The sequence below is a fragment of the Micromonospora sp. NPDC000121 genome (genome assembly GCF_042899165.1).
GTDB lineage: Bacteria > Actinomycetota > Actinomycetes > Mycobacteriales > Micromonosporaceae > Micromonospora.
Map to the genome: position 1 here is coordinate 149,899 of NZ_JBIAZP010000010.1, position 17,144 is coordinate 167,042.

A 17,144-nucleotide genomic window follows, 5' to 3' on the forward strand; every position below is an offset into this window, starting at 1 on the left:
TCAGCGGAGACGACATGACGATCACCTGGAAGAACGACCTGCCGCTGCCGATGGCCCGGCCCCGGTACTACGACCACCAGTACCTGCGCGCCGGCGACCTGACCCAGGCGCTGGACTACCTGCTGGCCCGGCAGAATCTCGCCGCCCGGCTGCTGCAGCCCCGAGGCGTGGTCACCGGCCTCGACGTGACCGCCACCGGCAGCGACGTGACGATCGGCCAGGGCGTGGCGATCGACGGCGCCGGCCGGGTGATCGTGCTTGCGGAGAACACCCGCAAGACCCTGCCCGCCGAGGGCAGCAGCTGGCACGTGGTGATCCGCTACCACGAGTACCTCACCGAGCGGCGCGACGAGGGCGGGATCGCCGGGGAGACCCGGTGGACCGAGGAGGGGCGCATCGAGTTCTCCGCCGCCGCCCCCGCCGATCCGGCGAACGCCATCGTGCTCGGCACGGTCACCCGTGCCGGCGGCACGATCACGGTGCAGAGCACCGGGCGGGTGGCGGCGGGCCTCCGGGTCCCGGTCGGGGCGATCGTGCCGGCCGTCGGCGCCGGCGCCCAGTCCGGCATCACCTTCCCCAACGACCCGGGCGGCGGCGCGGGCGACGAGGCGTACATCCGGTACTGGCCGTACAGCGGCGAGAACACCATCCTGCGCATCGCCAACAACAACGACCCCGACGACATCATCGCCTTCACCCAGCACAACGCGGACCGGCTGCGCATCGCCGGCGGCATGCTGCACCTGGGCAGCCTGGAGGGGGCCATCGTCTCCCCCGGGCAGGTCGTCACCGCGCTCGGCTTCTGGGGCCCCGGCGTGCAGCACGCACAGCTGTCGTTCCGCGCCGGCAAGGGCTTCGAGCTGGTCGACCGCAGCAACGACGGGCCGGCGCTCGGCTACGGCGAGGGCAGCAAGCCGTACGCCGACCTGGCGGTCAAGGAGCTGCGGGCGGCGAGCCTGCGCGGGCGCGGCGGGCTGTCGCTGACCGCCGAGGGCGGCTTCGCCGTGCGGGCCACCGGCGGGGTCACCGTGGTGAAGGACGCCACCGGCAACGGCGGCCTGACCGTGCAGGGCGGACTGTCGGCACAGGGCCTGTCGGTGGCCGGCGACCTGTCCATGCCCAACTGGAGCTCGATCAACGGCGGCACGCGGCTGCACATCAACGGCCCGGAGCGGCTGCACCTGCTCAACGCCGCCGGTGTGTGGGTCGGCTACGGCGGCGGCAGCGGAGCCGACACCGGCTGCCTGTGGGTGGAGAAGCGGGGCCACTTCGGCGGCGACGTGCGGATCAACGGCACGCTCGTGGCGGGCCCCTCGACCCCGCCGATCGCCTCCTGGAGCGGCGGCGGCATCAGTACGTTCGACCTGTTCGCCTCCGCCGCCATCTATCTCGGCAACGAGTCGAGCGGCTACAACATCAGCCTGATGGCCGGCACCGGCGTGATCAAGGGCAAGTCCAAGCAGTTCGCCATCGACCACCCACTGGACGCCCCCGACGCCACCGAACGCCGCCAGCTCATCCACGCCGCCATCGAGGGACCGGAGAACGGCGTCTACTACCGGGGTGAGGCACGGCTCGACGGCGGCAGCGCCACTGTGGAACTGCCCGCGTACTTCGAGGCACTGACCCGGCCGGAGGGCCGGACCGTGCACCTGACGCCGGTCTTCGAGGACGACGAGCCGGTCTCCGCGCTGGCCGCGAGCCGGGTGAAGGACGGGGCCTTCCGGGTCCGCACCGTCGACGGGTCGCCCGCCTCGCACGCCTTCTACTGGGAGGTCAAGGCCGTCCGTGCCGACCTGGAGCCGCTCGAGGTGGAGGTGCCGGCGACGCACTGACCCGCGCTCGGGGCCGGGCCACCGGAAGGACGCCCGGCCCCGGGGGCCGTCCATTCGTCAGGGGTTCACGCGCGCGGCGCGGCCCCGGGCCGCCATCCGGCCGGCGGGTCCTCGCCGACCAGCCCGTCCACCGCCTCACGCAGCAGGTCGGCGTGGCCGGTGTGCCGGCCGTACTCCTCGATGAGGTCGCAGACGAGCCGGCGCAGGCTGGCGTGGCGGCCGTCGGGCGTCGCGGCGTGGACGAGTTGGTCGAGCCCGCCGTCGGCCAGGGCCGCGTCGAGCCTCGCGCGGGACCGTTCGACGGCGCCGTCCCACAGCGCGTAGAGCTGTTCGGGGGTGTCGGCGGCGGCGGAGGCGAACACCCAGTCGTTGCCGCCGTCCCAGGCCGCGCTTTCCCAGGGCGCGCTGATCGGCTGCCCGCTCAGCTTGATCGTGAAGGTGCTGTCCTCCACCGCGGCAAGATGCTTGAGCAGGCCACCGAGGGTCAGCGAGGAGGCCCCGAAGCGGGTCCGCAGCGCGGCGGCGTCGAGACCGTCGGCCTTCCAGCGGAAGGTCGCACGCAGCCGGTCGAGCGCACCGACGAGATGCTCGACCTCCGTGCCGGACAGGGGCGGCTCCCACGGGCACTCGCTGTCGACCATGGCGCCACTGTAGTCCGCACCCCCGACACCCGGTCGGGCGTGCGGGTGCGCCTGCTCAACTGACGAACCCGTCAGCGACAGAGGGAGTCGACGAACGACTCGAAGTCGGGGAACTCCGCCCGCGCCGCCTCGATCACCTCGGCCGGGGTCCGTCGCGCCCGCGGCGCCCAACGTTCGGCGATCGCGGTGCGGCGGGCGTCCGGACGGGGGCGGTGCTCGTGGCGCGGCCACATGGTCGCCTCCAGCGGGCCGAAACCACCGGCCAGCAGCCACAGGTAGGCCCCCAGGTCGCGGGCGACGACGGACGTCTCGCCCTCGGAGCCGAGGAACACGACCGGCTGGCGGTCAACCGGCTCGTCCGGCCGGACCAGCCAGAAGGCGGCCAGCCCGCCGGTGCCGTCCTGGCCGAAGATCCGCAGGTCCACGCCGTCCATCGAGCTGTTGCCGCTCCACGCGTGCCACCACTCGGCCGTCTCGTCGGGGGTGAGAAAGCTGCCGTACGGCTCGAAGTCGACGCCGTCGCCGCCGGCGTAGTCGAAGCCGCCGTCCTGGGCCTCCCGCAGCGCGGCGGGAAGGGTGAGTTCTCCTCCGGTCACCGCCGCACAGTAGCGGGGCACCACGACAGGAACGGCGCGACCCGGCTCGACCGCCGGCCCGGGGCAGCAATGACGTACCTCATATTGACGTGGATCGTCCAAGGTGATGCGTTGGCCACTTCCCCGGGATGACGCGAAGCCCTTTCTCTGTTGGACCGAAACAGACTGCAATCAAGGGGTAGCGCATCGCTTCCCGTCGTTGCATACTTGCCGCCGACGCACGGCCGAACCCGGCGTGCCGATGCCGACCGAAAGGCAATTCCGTGAAGCGCGACCAGTCGCCTGTGTTGCCGGGCAGTGGCGCCACCGACTACGCACGCTATATGCGCACGGACGTGCTGCTCGACCTGCAACGGTCACCGGCCGAGATGCTCCACCGCGACGAACTGCTCTTCCAGGTGGTGCACCAGTCGACCGAACTGTGGCTCAAGCTGGCGGTGGCCGAGTTGACCGAGGCGACCGCCCGGGTGGGCGCCGGGGACCCCGCGGCGGCCGAGGCGCTGCTGGCGCGGGCGACGCTCGCGGTGCGGCTGGTCACCGACCAACTGGAGATGTTCCGGCATCTGTCGCCTGCGGACTTCCAGGCGATGCAGCCCGCGCTGGGCAACGGTTCCGGCGCCGAATCGCCGGGCTGGCGGCAGGTCCAGGCGGCCAGCCGGCAGCTCGGGCGGGCGTTCGCCGACTGCCTCGCCGACCGGGGGATCGCGGTGGCGGCGTTGTTCCCGGCAGACCCGGCGGAGCCGGTCCACCGGCTGGCCGAGGCGATGGTGGAGTGGGACGAGCGGGTGTCGCTGTGGCGCGCGCGGCACTACGAGGTGGCGCTGCGGGTTGGCGGTTACGCGCCGGCCGGCGCCCCTGACACCCCGGCCACCATGCTCGCCAAACTCGTCGGGCACCGGTTCTTCCCCGATTTGCGGCAGGCCCGGCTCCAGCCCGCGGGCGACGATTCCGGTGCCGCCCGGCCCTGACATCCGCACGTGCCGGCGGTGACCGGCGTCCTCCCATTGTGGTGCCGATTCGGAAATGTCGAGGGGCTGTTCGTGCGCGAATTGACGAGCTGGTTGTCGGGTGCGGCCGACCCGCGCACGTTTCCCTACCCGGTGGTGGTGCGCGAATTTCATCGGGTCGGTAAACACTTCGTCGAAAAGGAACTCCTCGCCCTGCTCGACGAGGCGCGGGCGACAGTGGCCGGCGCGGCGGCGGCCGGTGGCGACGACGAGGCGCGGCTGTTGACCGACTTCCTCGACGTGGCGCTCGACAAGTGGGACGGTCGCTACGACTACCGCAGCTACCTGGCCCTCCGCCTGCTCCGGCTGCCCTGCGGCGCGGACGACCCGTCCCCGGCCGGGGACGACGCCGTCTCCCGGCGCGCCCGTGACCGGCTGTTCGTCCGCCTGGTCGCCGACGCGTTGGCCTTCGAGTTGGCCGCTGCCGCCCACACCACCGATCTGCTCCCGCAGCAGCGTCCGGGGCCGCCGGTGGTGACCAAGCGCTGCCGACTCGGCGTCCGGGCCGCCCTGCCCCCGCTGGCCCGCCTCGGCCTGGTCGGGGCGGTCGGCGACGGCGATCCGGCGGCCACCGCCGCCGCGCTGCACTCCCTCGCCGCCGGCCTCGACGCCGACGGGGATCGGCCGCTGCGGCTGAGCATGCTGCCGGTTCACGTGACCCACGACGAATACCTGTTCATCCGGGTGCTCCAGGCGTACGAGTGTCTCTTCGCCGGGGTCGCCGACGAACTGCGCGCGGTCGTCGCCGCGCTGACCGGGGACGCGCCCCGTGCGGCGGCCGACCGGCTGGAATACGCCGCGGGCCTGCTCGGCGCCGCCGGCCCGCTCTTCTCGCTGCTGGCCACCATGCAGGCGGAGTCGTTCCGGACGTTCCGGCAGTACACCGAGGGGGCCAGCGCCATCCAGTCCCGCTCCTACAAGCTTGTGGAGTCGCTCTGCCGTACGCCGGAAAAAGACCGGCTGGACTCGGTGGCCTACCGGTCGGTGCCGGAGGTGCGGTCCCTGGTGCGGGCCGGGCAGCCGACGATCGACGACGCGTACCGGTCGGCCGTGCGTGCGGGCCGGCTCGACGGCGCGGACCGCGCGCTGGTGGCGCGGCGGATGGAGACGTTCGCCGGGGCCCTGTCGCAGTGGCGGCGCACCCACCACCGGATCGCCACCCGGATGCTCGGTCCCCGCTCCGGCACCGGCTACACGGAGGGCACCCCTTATCTGGCGGCGGTCCGCGACGTGCCGGTCTTCACGGCAGTCACCGCCGATTCCCGCCCCGTCGACCCGGTTGGAGGCCGCACCACGTGAGTCCATCCGACGCGGTACCCGGGCCTGACGCGCCCCGGTGCCTCGACGCCGCCGCGCAGGCCGCGCTGCGCGCCGAGTTCCCGCTGCTGGAGACCTGTGTCTACCTGAACAACAACTCCACCGGCGCGGTGCCGAGGGGTGCCGAGCGGGTGCTGCACGACTACTGGGAGACGCTGCGCACCTGGCGGGACGACGTGTGGCAGGGCTGGCACGTCGGCCTCGACCGGTACGCCGACTCGGTGGCCGCCCTGATCGGCGCACCACCGGGCAGCGTGGTCACCGACGCGAACCTGAGCACGCTGCTCGCCCGGGTGGCGTCCTGTTTCGACTACCGCCCGCCGCGCGACCGGGTCGTCACCACCGACGTGGAGTACCCGACGGTGCCGTTCGTCTTCCGGGCGTTCGGCCGCTACGGCGCCCGCCTCGACGTGGTCGGCACCGGCGGTCCCCACCTCGACCAGGACGCCCTGGAGGCGCGCCTCGACGAGCGGACGCTGCTGGTGTGCGTGTCGCATGCCAGTTTCACCTCCGGCGCCACCGTCGACCTGCCCCGCCTGGTCGCCCGCGCCCACGACGTCGGCGCGCTGGTGGTGGTGGACGCCTTCCAGACCGTGGGGGTGGTGCCGCTGGACGTCACCGCGCTCGGCGTCGATGTCGTCCTCGGTGGCGCCCACAAGTGGCTCTGCGGCGTCGGCACCGCCTTCCTCTACGTCCGCCCCGACCTGGTGCCGGAGCTGGCACCGGCCGCCACCGGCTGGCAGGCCGGCGACCGGGCACTGACGTTCCAGCCGTCCACCGGCTGGGCGCCCGGCGCCCGGCGGTTCGCCGGCGGCACCCCGTACCCGCTCACCTCCCTGGTCTCGCAGGTCGGCCTGGACCTGCTGGCCGGGGTCGGCACCGAGGCCATCCGGCGGCACTCGCTGGCCCTCACCGAGCGGGTCCTGGACCGGGCCGGCGAGTCCGGCATCGCGGTGGTCAGCCCCACCGCGCCGCACCGCCGCGGCGGCGTGGTGTGCCTGGACGTGCCCGACGGCGAGGCGGTGAAGCGGCGGCTGGCCGCCCGTGGCCTGATCTGCAGTTGGCGCGGCTACCTGCGGATCGGCCCGCACGTCTACAACACCCTCGACGAGGTCGACGCGTTCATGGACGCGCTGGACAAGGAGCTGCACCGGTGACCGTCACCCTCTCCCCGCGGGCGCTGATGAGCCTGCTCGCCAACGGCCCCAAGGCGATGGACGTGCTGGAGACGGCGTTCGGCATGGGCCTGCTCGACGCGCTGGAGCCCGGGCCGGTCCACCTCGACGCGCTGGCCACCCGGTTCGGGGTACGCCCGCTGCGGCTCTACAAGTTCCTCGACTGCCTGGAGAGCCTCGGCTTCCTGACGCGCGACGAACCCGACGACGACATCGGCACGACCAGCTACCGGGCCGTGCCGGGGCTGCGCGACGCGGTCGCCGCGGTGGTCGGCCCCGGCGCGGTCGAGCGCGACCGGGACCGCTACCCCTGGCGGCGGCTGCACGGCCGGCTGCCCGAGAGCCTGCGCGGCCAGGTCAGCATCGGCGACGACGACTTCGCCTGGCCGCCGAAGACCGACGCGCAGACCGCCGACTTCGAGCGCAGCATGGCCGTCGGGCTGGGACCGGTGGTCGAGACGGTACGGCGGCACGCCGACCTGCTGTGGCCGGACCGGCATCACCTGCTGGACGTGGGCGGCGGCGACGGGACGCTCGCCGCGCACATCCTGGACACCGCGCCGGGCCTGCGGGCCGACGTGTACAACCTGCCGGCGGTGGCGCCGCTGGTGACGGCCACCCGGGTCGCGCGGGGGCACGCCGAGCGGCTGGGGTTCGTCGGCGGCGACTTCCTCGCCGAGCCGCTGCCCCAGGGGTACGACGCGATGTCGTTCGTGCGGGTGCTGCACGACTGGCCGAACCAGGTGGCCCGCCGCCTCGTGGAGCAGGCGTACGCGGCGCTGGAACCGGGTGGGCTGCTGCTGATCTGCGAGGAGTTCCGCACCCCGGACCGGCTGGCCATGCAGTTCTTCTGGAGCTACTTCCTGATCGGCGTGGACAGCTGCGTCAGCCGCCTGCGCGAGACGGACTTCTACACCAAGCTGCTCGCGGAGGCCGGTTTCGAACGGGTGGCGGTGCTGCCCGGCGCCTGGGAACTGGTCGTCGCGTACAAGCCGAACCCGGCCGGCTGACCGTCTCCCGCCCCGACGGCGCTCTTCGGCCCTCTTCGTCGCCTTGCGGCCTGACCGAACGGCAAGGTCACCTTCGTCGCGCCTGCCCACCGGGGCCGTCCCAGGTCTCGGTGCCGGCGCAGGCGGATCACCCGGACCGGGTGGGGTGGGCTCACCCCGGTGCGGGACAGAGTGGTGACCCACGACAGTCAGGGAGGGCACCATGACGCTCCGCTCCAAGGTCAACATCGCGCCGACCGACGACGTCCCGCTCAAGCCGGCGCACGGCTACCGACTGCGCCGGCAGCGGCATCCGATCGGTGTCCGGGGCGGGCCGCGCCGCGCCCCGCGCGGCTACCGGCTGCCCGACGCGGAGCGGCAGCAGATCCGGGCCGCGTACGACCTGCGGGAGCGGCAACTGGTCCGGGCGCTGGTCACGGCCGCCCGGCAGCCCGGCGACGCGGCGGAGAACCTGGCCGGGCAGTTGGAGCAGCGGCTGGACGCACTCGTGCACCGCGCCGGTTTCGCCCGAAGTGTCGGCGAGGCCCGCAGCCTGGTCGAGCGCAACACGTTCACCCTGGACGGCGGCAAGGTCAACCGCCCCTCGTACCTGGTCCGACCGGGGCAGATCATCCAGGTGCGCCCGGAGCGGCAGTGCCCCACACCCGCCGTGGTCGCCGCGGGCGGGTTCCGCGACGTCGAGGCCCCGCCGTACCTGGAGGTCCGGCCGGAGGAGTTCACCGCGACGCTGACCCGGGAACCGCGCCGGCAGGAGGTGCCCGACCTGTGCACCGTCCCGCTCACCGTCCGGTCCGACTAGGGGCCTGTGTCTTCGGCGCGCCGAACGGCCACTCCGGTCGGGCGCCCGCCGACTAGACACAGGCCCTAGCATCGTCGGCATGGCAACGCGGCTCGTTCAAATCAACATGAAGGCTCGGGACGACTCCGCGCTGGGCGGCTTCTGGGCGGAGGTGCTCGGCTGGGGAGTCTCCAGCGAGGGACCCGGCGTGACCAACCTCGAACCCGAGGGCTTCGTCTACCCCGACCCCGTCGCCGTCTGCATCGACCTCATCGTCTCCCCGGAACCCAAGACGGTGAAGAACCGCGTGCACGTCGACCTCGCCACCACCTCGGCGGCCCATCAGGCGGAGGTGGTCACGCGCCTGAAGGATCTCGGCGCAACACCCGCCGACGTGGGCCAGGGCGACGTCCCATGGACGGTCATGGCCGACCCAGAGGGCAACGAGTTCTGCGTGCTGGACCCCCGACCGCTCTACCGAGACACTGGACCGATCGCCGCGGTGGTGGTCGACTGCGCGGATCCGCGAGCCATGGCCCGCTTCTGGGGCGAGGCCATGGACTGGACCCTGCACGAGGTGACCGACCACCACGCGCTACTGCGCTCCGTCAAGGGCGTCGGCCCATATCTGCAGTTCACCCGCACACCCGACGTGAAGGCCGTGTGGAACCGCGTCCATCTCGACGTCCGCCCGTACCCGGGTGACGACCTGGAGGCCGAGGCGGCCAGACTGCGGGCTCTCGGCGCCACCGCCATCGACCTGGACCAGGATGTCCCGTGGACGGTCCTCGCCGACCCGGAAGGCAACGAGTTCTGCATCCTCACCCCAGCCTGACCCAAACCCTCGTCATCCGCGCACTACCGCCACCAGCCCGGACTCTGCGACGCGCCCTGGCCGTGTTCGCTGCTTCGCCCCGCATTGCCGGGGGCTGATCTCAACTTCTTCGTCAACGCACGGGTCAGCGGCGCCGTGCTGGGCGCGGGCCTGACGGAACTCACCGGACGACCGTAGAACGCCTCGGAGGGCGACTTCGCCCGAGGACCAAGGAACTTGCGCCGCGGGGCGCCAGCACATACGTTGCCGACAGATCTGGGTGATACATCGGAGTGATACATCGCAGCGACATTGACCGACTACCCAAGGCAGCGAGGCCAGGCCACGCGCGGCGTGGGATGGTGACGGTCAGGGAGGCAGCGACATGTCCAGCGGGCAGTTGTATGACACCATCGGAGCCACTTACACCGTGACGCGGCGCACCGAGCCGCGGATCGCCGCAAGGATCTGGGCTGCGCTCGGCGGTGCGCGGACGGTACTGAATGTCGGGGCCGGCACCGGCTCCTACGAGCCCCCCGACCGCGACGTCACCGCGGTGGAGCCGTCGGCGCTCATGCGGGCGCAGCGCCCCGCAGGCGCAGCACCGTGCGTGGCTGCCGCCGCGGAGAGCCTCCCGTTCAACGACCAGTCCTTCGACGCCGCGATGGCTGTTTCCACCGTTCACCACTGGCCGGACCCGATCGCCGGGCTGCGCGAGATGCGGCGCGTGGCCCGCCGCGTGGTGGTGTTCACGCACGACGCCAGCGACACCGGATGGCGCCGCCGGTTCTGGCTCACCCGCGACTACCTGCCCGAGGTCGCAGACCTTCTCGCCGGCCGACCTTCGCTGACCGAGCAGGCCCGCGCGATCGGAGCCCGCATCGAGCCGGTGCTCATTCCGTGGGACTGCGCCGACGGCCTCTTCGAGGCCTACTGGCGCCGGCCCGAGGCATACCTGGACGATCAGGTACGCCGCGGAGTATCGGTATGGGCCAGAGTCGGCCCGGAGGCCGAGCAGCGGGCAGTGCGGAACCTCCGCGCAGAACTTGCCTCAGGCCGGTGGGCCGAACGCAACCGCGACCTCGTCGCTCTCGACGCAGCAGAGCTCGGCCTCCGGCTGCTCGTAACCTGAACCCGCCGCAGACCGGGTGGTCGGCCGGGTTAGCCGACTGCCCGGTTCGTACCGTGGCTCACGGGGGACGTGCCGTGAGCTCGATCGCGTGGACCACCGCTCTGCAGCTCAGGACAGCACACGGTAGGTCACGTGCGTAACCGAAGTCGCGGCTCGCGACTTCACCTGCTCGAGTTTCAGCGGCGGGACGCCCTCGAACAGCCGCGTGCCGGCGCCGAGCGTGAGCGGCACAATGTGCAGCCGCAGCTCGTCGACCAGGCCGGCGGCGAGATACTGGTTGATGGTGGTCGCGCCGCCCTGGATCGCGACATCGCCGTCGCCGGCCGCCGCGCGCGCCTGCGCCAGTGCCGACTCGATTCCGTCGGTGACGAATTAGTACGTGGTGCCGCCGTCCATCGGCTGCGGGTCGCGCGCGTGATGGGTGAGCACGAAGACCGGGGCGTGGAACGGCGGATCGTCGCCCCACCAGCCGTTCCACTGCCGATCCCACTCGCCACGCACTGGGCCGAACATGTTGCGCCCCATGTTGACATCCTCCCGGCCCTGAAGGGCCGGGATTCCCCCGGTCGCCCGTGGGGCTTCCTGCTTCATCGCCGACTGCCCGCCCGGAGGGGAGTCCGTTGAGGTCTTACACCAGCTCCACAGGCGTTTACCTGTCCGCCAGCCCGGCGGCCAGAAGGTTCCTCGCTGCGTTGACGTCCCGGTCATGGATCACACCACACGGGCATTCCCACGACCGGATGGCCAACGGCAGGGATTCAGTCAGTTGCCCGCAGTCCGCGCACAGCTTGGACGACGGAAACCAGCGATCCACCGCGATCAACTCACGGCCGTACCAGGCGGCCTTGTACTCCAACATGCTCCGCAACTCCGACCAAGCCGCGTCGGAGATCGCCCGGGCCAGCCGGTGGTTACGCAGCATGTTCCGCACCGTCAGGTCCTCGATCACGACCGTTTGAGTCTCGCGGACGAGTCGAGTCAACAGTTTGTGCAGGTGGTCCCGTCGCCGGTCGGCGATCCGCACGTGAATCCTGGCGACCTTGAGTCGGGCTTTGGCCCGGTTGGCCGAGCCTTTCTCCTTGCGCGCGTGTTCCCGCTGGGCCTTGGCGAGCCTCTCCGCCGGTCGGCCCGCTCGTGACGGGGGTTGGTGACCTTCTCCCCGGTAGACAAGGTCACCAGGCTGGTCAGCCCCGCGTCGACGCCGACCGCCGTGTCGAGAAGTGGGAGCGGCTGGACGGTCGGGTCCTCGACGAGCAGAGACACGAACCAGCGGCCGGCCGCGTCTCGAGACACGGTGACGGTGGACGGTACGGCGCCGTCGGGCAGCGGACGCGACCACACGATGTCCAGCGGGGCGTCCATCTTCGCGAGAGTCAGTTTCCCGTCCCGCCAGCGGAACGCCGACCGGGTGTACTCGGCGCTGGCCCGGGACTTCCTCTTGGACTTGAAACGGGGGTATCCGGCGCGTTTGGCGAAGAACGCCGTGTAGGCGGCGTGCAGATGCCGCAACGCTTGTTGCAGCGGAACGCTGGACACCTCGTTGAGGAATGCCAGTTCCTCGCCGCGTTTCCATTCGGTCAGTGCCGCCGACGATTCCGCGTAGCTGATCGAGCGGCGTTGGGTGGCGTATGCGCGGGTCCGCATCTCGAGGGCTTTGTTGTGGACCAGACGCACGCATCCAAAAGTGCGGTGGAGTTGTTCGGCCTGCTCAGGGGTGGGATAGAAGCGGTACTTGTATGCCCGCTTCACCACCCCGCCCACATTTCACAAGCTATCAGTCCACTGTGTTACACGATCGTTGAGGGGAGGCGGCGGCGTTTCCTCCCGGCCCTGAACGGCCGGGTTTCCACGCCGCAACGCGGATGAACGCTTTGGCGGCGGTCATCTGGTCGACCTCGGCCCGGTTCTCCTCGGGAGTGTCGAACATCCAGGCGTGCAGCTTGTCGCCCGACCCGTCGCTGCCGTCGTCGCCGAACGGGCGTTCCTCGGTCTGGTTGAGCCCGGCCGAGTACCCGTCGGCCGAGATCGTGATGTCGCTGATCACCCTGCCCATTCGTTGTTCTCCTCCTCGTAGTGACCTTCGCCGCCTTCGCGGTGAGCTTCCTGCCAAGCGTCAGCATGAGACCGACGCAGCATGACGTCCGATGCGAATCCTGCGCCGAACACATTGATCTCTTTGACCTACGCTCAACCTGGTTCATCACCGGCCTGCGAGTGCGATGTCACGCGAGCCTCCCTGGTAGCCGTGCAGGAACGTGTGATGGCCATGGAGCCTTTCCAACCCCCCGTCGCCAACAGCCCTCCCTCCCCTGCCGGCTACGGCGTGACAGCCTCCCGCAGGTGTAGGTGTCAGGGCTCGGCTGCGAGCGCGTCCTGGCGCGGCTTGAGCCTGACGTCGACCCGGGAGAGGGTCAGATTGATCAAGACGGGAACCTGGAATGGAGGGTGGCAGCACCGGGGGCCACGTAGTGCTCTTGCGCCGCGCGTTGTCCGGTTGCGGGATCGTCAGTCAGTCCGAATGCGGAGGCTCCGCGCCAGGGTGGGGATCATCACCGTCGCAGGGACGAGGTGTAGCCCGAGGAGGGCGGTGGTGGTGGCGGTGTTCGCCCCAGAGAGGAGAGGCGGGACCAACGAGATCGCGGTCAGCGACACTGCCGTCCACACGAATCGCTCGGCGGGGCGGGCGCTCCAGCGAAGAAGAGCGACGGCAATGACGATGCCCACGACCGAGAACAAGCCGGTCACCACGGCGAACCCGGACAACGGGATCGTCTCGTCACCATCGGGGACCTCGAAGTCGACGCCAGCGGCCTGCGCAAGCGCAGCGCAAGGGTGGTGGCCACCATCGCTGCGAGCGTGGCAATGAAGCCGGTGACGGCGAGCCCGCGGAGTCGGTGGGTTTGGCTGGTCTGGCCCGATCCCGGGCCGGCGACGCTCCCAGTGTCATTCATGCTGTTCATGTCGTTCCTCCGTCGTGCGGTAACCGGGCGTACGGGGTGTGTCGACTGGCGTGTGACGGTCCTGGCCCTGGGCGTGGCGATGCGTACCCTCGCCGTGCGACGGCCGGGGTTTCCGCAGGGCGCGCACGCCGGTGCCGCGGAGCCAGAACCGGGCGTCGCGTCCGAGGACCGACCCGCGCTCGCCGTCGCGCAGCCCCAGCTGCACCCGCCTGCGGGTGACAACGCCGAACGCGTCGCACCACTCCGCCGCGACCACCGCGACACGCCCGCCACCGCGCAGCGCGGGCGTCCACACCGGGACTACTCCGTGCCGTCCGCCGGCAGGCGCTCCGGCAGCCCGAGCCGCGGGAACTGGTCGTCGTGGAAGATGATGATCTCGGCGATCGCCCCGCCGGTGACGCGCAGGACATCGATCGTCAGCGGCACGTACGCGCCCTCCCGCTCCCGCCAGAGATAGAAGGCGACGGCGGGCTGCCGGTTCACGGCGGTGGGAACGGCGCGCAGACCCGTCATGCCCTCGAAGCCGTCGTCGACCCAGCTGTTCACCACCGCGTCGCGGCCGACGGACAGGCCCGGCGTGGGCGGCATCGAGCACCGGACGTCGTCGCGCAGCATCGAGGCGAGCGCCGCGATGTCCGTGGCCACGCTGGCGTCGGTGAATCGGCGCACCAGCTCGCGCGTCCCGGCGTCCTCCTCGCCGCCGGTCCAGTCCTGCCGCTCGGCGGGCAGGTGCTCCCGCATGCCGGCGCGGGCCCGCTGCAGCGCACTGTTCACGGAGTTGACGGAGTCCCCGAGGAGCTCCGCGACGTCCTTCGCCGGCCAGCCGAGCACGTCCCGCAGGATCAGCACGGCCCGCGGGCGCGGCGCGAGGTGCTGGACCGCGACCAGGTACGCCAGCTCGATCGTCTCCCGCGCGACGGCGACGGTCTCCGGCTCGTCCGCGTCGCCCGCGGGCAGTTCGTCGAGCAGCCGGTCCGGGTAGGGCTGCAGCCACAGCACCTCGCCGCCGGTCGCGGGCTCCGGGCGGCACTTGGCGAGCAGGTCCAGGCAGGCGTTGGTGGCGATCCGGTACAGCCAGGCCCGGAACGTCGACCGCCCCTCGAAGGTCTCCCGCCGCCGCCAGGCACGGAGGAACGTCTCCTGCACGGTGTCCTCGGCGTCCTCGAACGACCCGAGCATCCGGTAGCAGTGCACGTGCAGCTCCCGCCGGTGCCGCTCCGCCAGCCCCGAGAACGCCGGCTCGTCGACCTCGCCCAGCCTGCTCCCGCCCAGCTCCTCCAGCCGCATGCTCGCACTCATCACGTCATCCTTCCGCCTCGTCGTGTCCCGTCGTAGGTGTGACGGGTGCGGGCGCGACAACTCATCACTAGGGTCAGTGGGCATGGCTGATCCAGTGAGCGCTTCTCATCCTTGGTAGGTCAGGTTTTCGACGTGATGGAGAACGAGGACGGCCTGCACCATTGCGGTCGTCCCGAGGGGCTGCAGCGCAGCTGGTCAGGATTTTTTTTCCAGGTCTTGAGGGTGGCGACAGCGCGTCGAGCTGCTACGGCTTCCGCATCGCCTCCAGGCCGATTCACCGCGCCGGACCCGGCTCGCTGGACGGCTCCTGGAGCTGGCTGACGCCGTCGAGCAACTCGTCCCAGAGACTCTCCGTGGCCTTCCGGACATCCGAGTTGAGGTTGCGGTGAACAATCCCCTTCGCATCGGCCAAGCCCATTCCGGTTGCGTCAGCGACGGCCTTGATCACCGAGATCGGCGAATCGGTGCGTCGGAGCAGCTCCTTGGCTGCCTGATCAGCGTCGGCGCCCGACCCCAGCATCCGCCGCGCCATCTCCGTCAAGAGCCGGATCCGCTCCGCTCCCGTCGCCCTGTCGGTCACGGCGGGAGCCTATCGCCGACTACCATCTCCGCCCCGCGCGCAGGTCAAAGGAGCGGGACCGGCTCCGCAGCGGCCGGATCGCGGCTGGAGGATCTCGACATGTGCCCGTCCCCCGATGGGCCAGCGGCGTGCCAGGGGTGATCCCGCAGCCGGGAGCCGGAGGGGTGCGGCGTCGAATATTTTTTGGCGGGCGTGTCCATCTGGCGGCGTCTCGTGCGTAGAACTTGCGTGCGGCCGCCGCCGCACGAGGGCGACGACGACAGGAGACGGATCGTGAAGTACATGCTGCTGATCAATGCTGGTGCGGTGGACGAGAACGGTGTGAACACCGACTGCACGGTCGAGGACTGGATCGCGTACGACAAGGAGGTCAAGGACGCCGGTGTCTTCGTCTCCGGGGAGTCGCTGGCCGACCTGGTGACCGCCACGACGGTGCGGGTCGAGTCGGACGGCCAGCGGGTCGTGACCGACGGACCGTTCGCCGAGACGCGCGAGGTACTCGGCGGCTTTTACGTGATCGACGTGCCGGACCTCGATGCCGCGTTGGACTGGGCGGCCCGCTGCCCCGGCGCCCGCGGTGACGGCTCGGTCGTGGTCCGGCCGGTGGCCGAGTTCGGGATCTGACCGCGATGGACGGACGGGCGGCCGGCGCCGGAGCGCCGGACAACGCGCCGGCGGTGTCGCACGAGACGCCGGTGGCGTTGGTGGCGGCGGTGTTCCGCGAGGAACGCGGCCGGCTGCTGGCCGCCCTGGTCCGCCGCTTCGGGGACCTGGACCTGGCGGAGGAGGTCACCTCCGAGGCGGTCGAGGCGGCGCTGACGTCGTGGCCGGTCAACGGGGTTCCGCCCCGGCCGGGGGCGTGGCTGATGACCACGGCCCGGCGCCGGGCGATCGACCGGTTGCGCCGCGACCAGGCGTACGCGGCGCGGCTGGCCATCCTCCAGGTGGAGGCGGAGCGGGTTGGCCCCGTCCCGGCACCGGACGTGGGCGGTGACCTGCCGGACGAGCGGCTGCTGCTGTTCTTCACCTGCGCGCACCCGGCGCTGGCGGCCGAGGACCGTGGCGCGCTGACGCTGCGCTTCCTTGCCGGGTTGACCACGACCGAGGTGGCGCGGGCGTTCCTGGTGCCGGCGGAGACGATGGCCAAGCGGATCACGCGGGCGAAGAAGAAGATCAGACAAGCGCGGATCCCGTTCCGGGTACCGTCCGCGGACGAGTTGCCGCAGCGGTTGCCGGGGGTCCTGCAGGCGGTGTACTCGATCTTCACCGAGGGGTACGCGGCGAGCGCCGGCCCGCGGCTGCAACGGATCGATCTCGCCGAGGAGGCCATCCGGCTGGCCCGGATACTGCGCCGGCTGCTGCCCGCCGAGCGTGAGGTGGCCGGGCTGCTCGCTCTGATGCTCCTCGTCCATGCCCGACGCGACGCGCGCACCGGGCCGGACGGCGAACTGGTCCTGCTCGACGATCAGGACCGCGGTCACTGGGACCGCGCCATGATCGAGGAAGGGATCGGGCTGGTCCGGGTCGCGTTGACCGGCGGGCCGCCCGGCCGGTACGGAGTGCAGGCGGCGATCGCCGCGCTGCACAACGAGGCGGCCGACGTGGCTACCACCGACTGGCCACAGATCGTGGCGCTCTACGACGTGCTGCTGGCACTGACCGAGTCCCCGATCGTCGCGGTGAACCGGGCAGTGGCTGTGGCGATGCGCGACGGCCCGCAGGCGGGCCTGGTGCTGCTGAACGAACTCGCCGGCGAGACGCTGCTGCGCGGCTACCACCCCTACACGGTCGCCCGGGCCGACCTGTTGCACCGAGCTGGCCGTCACGCCGAGGCGGCCGTTGCCTACCGGCAGGCGCTCGACCTGGCCGGCACCGCACCCGAACGGGATCTCATCCGGCGCAGACTGAACACCGTCGAGCAGTCGGGCACCTCTGGAGAATGACATCGGCGTGCTCGCGAGCAGATGTCATGTCAAACAAGGCCGACGCGACTCGGTCGG

The 17,144-nt window shown here is 71.4% G+C and carries 19 protein-coding genes and 2 pseudogenes; 10 read left to right on the forward strand and 11 right to left on the reverse strand.

The features are described from left to right. Positions 1-14 precede the first annotated feature (14 nt). Positions 15-1,835, forward strand: a complete 1,821-nt coding sequence (locus tag ACFY23_RS25045; protein WP_350685982.1) for a hypothetical protein — start codon at positions 15-17, stop codon at positions 1,833-1,835. A gap of 65 nt (positions 1,836-1,900) precedes the next feature. On the opposite strand, the gene ACFY23_RS25050 is transcribed toward ACFY23_RS25045, so the two are convergent. Together ACFY23_RS25050 and ACFY23_RS25055 are read right to left on the reverse strand one after the other, a co-directional pair. Continuing rightward, positions 1,901-2,476 carry a DUF664 domain-containing protein gene (locus ACFY23_RS25050; protein WP_350685980.1) on the reverse strand — a complete coding sequence of 192 codons (576 nt, stop codon included), beginning with the start codon at positions 2,474-2,476 and terminating at the stop codon, positions 1,901-1,903. A gap of 71 nt (positions 2,477-2,547) precedes the next feature. Next, positions 2,548-3,072, reverse strand: coding sequence for an SMI1/KNR4 family protein (locus tag ACFY23_RS25055; protein WP_350685979.1), 525 nt, complete (start codon positions 3,070-3,072; stop codon positions 2,548-2,550). A gap of 263 nt (positions 3,073-3,335) precedes the next feature. Here ACFY23_RS25055 and ACFY23_RS25060 point away from each other — a divergent pair, with 263 nt between their 5' ends. The 7 genes and pseudogenes from ACFY23_RS25060 to ACFY23_RS25090 form a co-directional block, all read left to right on the forward strand. Beyond that, positions 3,336-4,040, forward strand: coding sequence for a tryptophan 2,3-dioxygenase family protein (locus ACFY23_RS25060; protein ID WP_350685977.1), 705 nt, complete (start codon positions 3,336-3,338; stop codon positions 4,038-4,040). Positions 4,041-4,106: 66 nt separating this feature from the next. Next, positions 4,107-5,378 carry a tryptophan 2,3-dioxygenase family protein gene (locus ACFY23_RS25065; RefSeq protein ID WP_350819288.1) on the forward strand — a complete coding sequence of 424 codons (1,272 nt, stop codon included), beginning with the start codon at positions 4,107-4,109 and terminating at the stop codon, positions 5,376-5,378. Next, complete coding sequence (locus ACFY23_RS25070) at positions 5,375-6,553, forward strand: aminotransferase class V-fold PLP-dependent enzyme (RefSeq protein ID WP_350685303.1); 1,179 nt, start codon at positions 5,375-5,377, stop codon at positions 6,551-6,553. The genes ACFY23_RS25065 and ACFY23_RS25070 overlap by 4 nt, the downstream gene beginning before the upstream one ends. Further along, complete coding sequence (locus ACFY23_RS25075; RefSeq protein ID WP_350685305.1) at positions 6,550-7,581, forward strand: methyltransferase; 1,032 nt, start codon at positions 6,550-6,552, stop codon at positions 7,579-7,581. The genes ACFY23_RS25070 and ACFY23_RS25075 overlap by 4 nt, the downstream gene beginning before the upstream one ends. A gap of 202 nt (positions 7,582-7,783) precedes the next feature. Then, positions 7,784-8,380: a 30S ribosomal protein S4 gene (gene rpsD, locus ACFY23_RS25080; protein WP_350685307.1), complete on the forward strand. Its 597-nt coding sequence runs from the start codon at positions 7,784-7,786 to the stop codon at positions 8,378-8,380. 79 nt (positions 8,381-8,459) lie between these two features. After that, positions 8,460-9,194: a VOC family protein gene (locus ACFY23_RS25085; RefSeq protein ID WP_350685309.1), complete on the forward strand. Its 735-nt coding sequence runs from the start codon at positions 8,460-8,462 to the stop codon at positions 9,192-9,194. 376 nt (positions 9,195-9,570) lie between these two features. Then, positions 9,571-10,305: pseudogene (locus tag ACFY23_RS25090) on the forward strand (class I SAM-dependent methyltransferase); the annotation flags it as partial. A gap of 108 nt (positions 10,306-10,413) precedes the next feature. Here the strand turns inward: ACFY23_RS25090 and ACFY23_RS25095 are convergent. The 9 genes and pseudogenes from ACFY23_RS25095 to ACFY23_RS25135 all read right to left on the reverse strand — a co-directional run bounded on the left by ACFY23_RS25095 (position 10,414) and on the right by ACFY23_RS25135 (position 15,144). Then, positions 10,414-10,662: a dihydrofolate reductase family protein gene (locus ACFY23_RS25095; protein ID WP_350685326.1), complete on the reverse strand. Its 249-nt coding sequence runs from the start codon at positions 10,660-10,662 to the stop codon at positions 10,414-10,416. Between the two features lie 15 nt (positions 10,663-10,677). Continuing rightward, a complete protein-coding gene (locus ACFY23_RS25100) occupies positions 10,678-10,830 on the reverse strand; it encodes a hypothetical protein (RefSeq protein WP_350819273.1) in 153 nt (50 codons plus the stop codon). A gap of 124 nt (positions 10,831-10,954) precedes the next feature. After that, positions 10,955-11,380, reverse strand: a pseudogene (locus ACFY23_RS25105) (RNA-guided endonuclease TnpB family protein); the annotation flags it as partial. After that, the gene (locus ACFY23_RS25110) at positions 11,284-12,066 is read right to left on the reverse strand and encodes a transposase (RefSeq protein WP_350685311.1); all 783 of its coding nucleotides are present in this window, start codon (positions 12,064-12,066) and stop codon (positions 11,284-11,286) included. The pseudogene ACFY23_RS25105 and the gene ACFY23_RS25110, both read right to left, overlap by 97 nt. Positions 12,067-12,079: 13 nt before the next feature. Further along, positions 12,080-12,358, reverse strand: coding sequence for a hypothetical protein (locus ACFY23_RS25115; protein ID WP_350685312.1), 279 nt, complete (start codon positions 12,356-12,358; stop codon positions 12,080-12,082). Positions 12,359-12,810: 452 nt separating this feature from the next. Beyond that, positions 12,811-13,224: a DUF6069 family protein gene (locus ACFY23_RS25120; RefSeq protein ID WP_350685327.1), complete on the reverse strand. Its 414-nt coding sequence runs from the start codon at positions 13,222-13,224 to the stop codon at positions 12,811-12,813. Between the two features lie 24 nt (positions 13,225-13,248). Continuing rightward, positions 13,249-13,560 (reverse strand): hypothetical protein, encoded by a 312-nt coding sequence (locus ACFY23_RS25125; RefSeq protein ID WP_350685313.1) that lies wholly within the window; start codon positions 13,558-13,560, stop codon positions 13,249-13,251. A 5-nt stretch (positions 13,561-13,565) separates the two neighbouring features. Then, a complete protein-coding gene (locus tag ACFY23_RS25130) occupies positions 13,566-14,564 on the reverse strand; it encodes an RNA polymerase subunit sigma-70 (RefSeq protein WP_350685315.1) in 999 nt (332 codons plus the stop codon). A 274-nt stretch (positions 14,565-14,838) separates the two neighbouring features. After that, on the reverse strand, positions 14,839-15,144 hold the full coding sequence (locus ACFY23_RS25135; protein WP_350685317.1) for a hypothetical protein: 306 nt from the start codon (positions 15,142-15,144) through the stop codon (positions 14,839-14,841). Between the two features lie 282 nt (positions 15,145-15,426). On the opposite strand from ACFY23_RS25135, the gene ACFY23_RS25140 reads away from it, so the two are divergent. Together ACFY23_RS25140 and ACFY23_RS25145 are read left to right on the forward strand one after the other, a co-directional pair. Continuing rightward, positions 15,427-15,768 carry a YciI family protein gene (locus ACFY23_RS25140; protein ID WP_387037961.1) on the forward strand — a complete coding sequence of 114 codons (342 nt, stop codon included), beginning with the start codon at positions 15,427-15,429 and terminating at the stop codon, positions 15,766-15,768. A 5-nt stretch (positions 15,769-15,773) separates the two neighbouring features. Next, on the forward strand, positions 15,774-17,087 hold the full coding sequence (locus tag ACFY23_RS25145; RefSeq protein ID WP_350685321.1) for a DUF6596 domain-containing protein: 1,314 nt from the start codon (positions 15,774-15,776) through the stop codon (positions 17,085-17,087). Positions 17,088-17,144 lie beyond the last annotated feature (57 nt).

Coding starts and splice junctions, on each gene's coding strand:
- ACFY23_RS25045 (WP_350685982.1), top strand. CDS start 15: ATGACGATCACCTGGAAGAACGACCTGCCGCTGCCGATGGCCCGGCCC.
- ACFY23_RS25050 (WP_350685980.1), bottom strand. CDS start 2,476: ATGGTCGACAGCGAGTGCCCGTGGGAGCCGCCCCTGTCCGGCACGGAG.
- rpsD (WP_350685307.1), top strand. CDS start 7,784: ATGACGCTCCGCTCCAAGGTCAACATCGCGCCGACCGACGACGTCCCG.
- ACFY23_RS25085 (WP_350685309.1), top strand. CDS start 8,460: ATGGCAACGCGGCTCGTTCAAATCAACATGAAGGCTCGGGACGACTCC.
- ACFY23_RS25100 (WP_350819273.1), bottom strand. CDS start 10,830: ATGGGGCGCAACATGTTCGGCCCAGTGCGTGGCGAGTGGGATCGGCAG.
- ACFY23_RS25115 (WP_350685312.1), bottom strand. CDS start 12,358: ATGGGCAGGGTGATCAGCGACATCACGATCTCGGCCGACGGGTACTCG.
- ACFY23_RS25130 (WP_350685315.1), bottom strand. CDS start 14,564: ATGAGTGCGAGCATGCGGCTGGAGGAGCTGGGCGGGAGCAGGCTGGGC.
- ACFY23_RS25140 (WP_387037961.1), top strand. CDS start 15,427: ATGCTGCTGATCAATGCTGGTGCGGTGGACGAGAACGGTGTGAACACC.
- ACFY23_RS25145 (WP_350685321.1), top strand. CDS start 15,774: ATGGACGGACGGGCGGCCGGCGCCGGAGCGCCGGACAACGCGCCGGCG.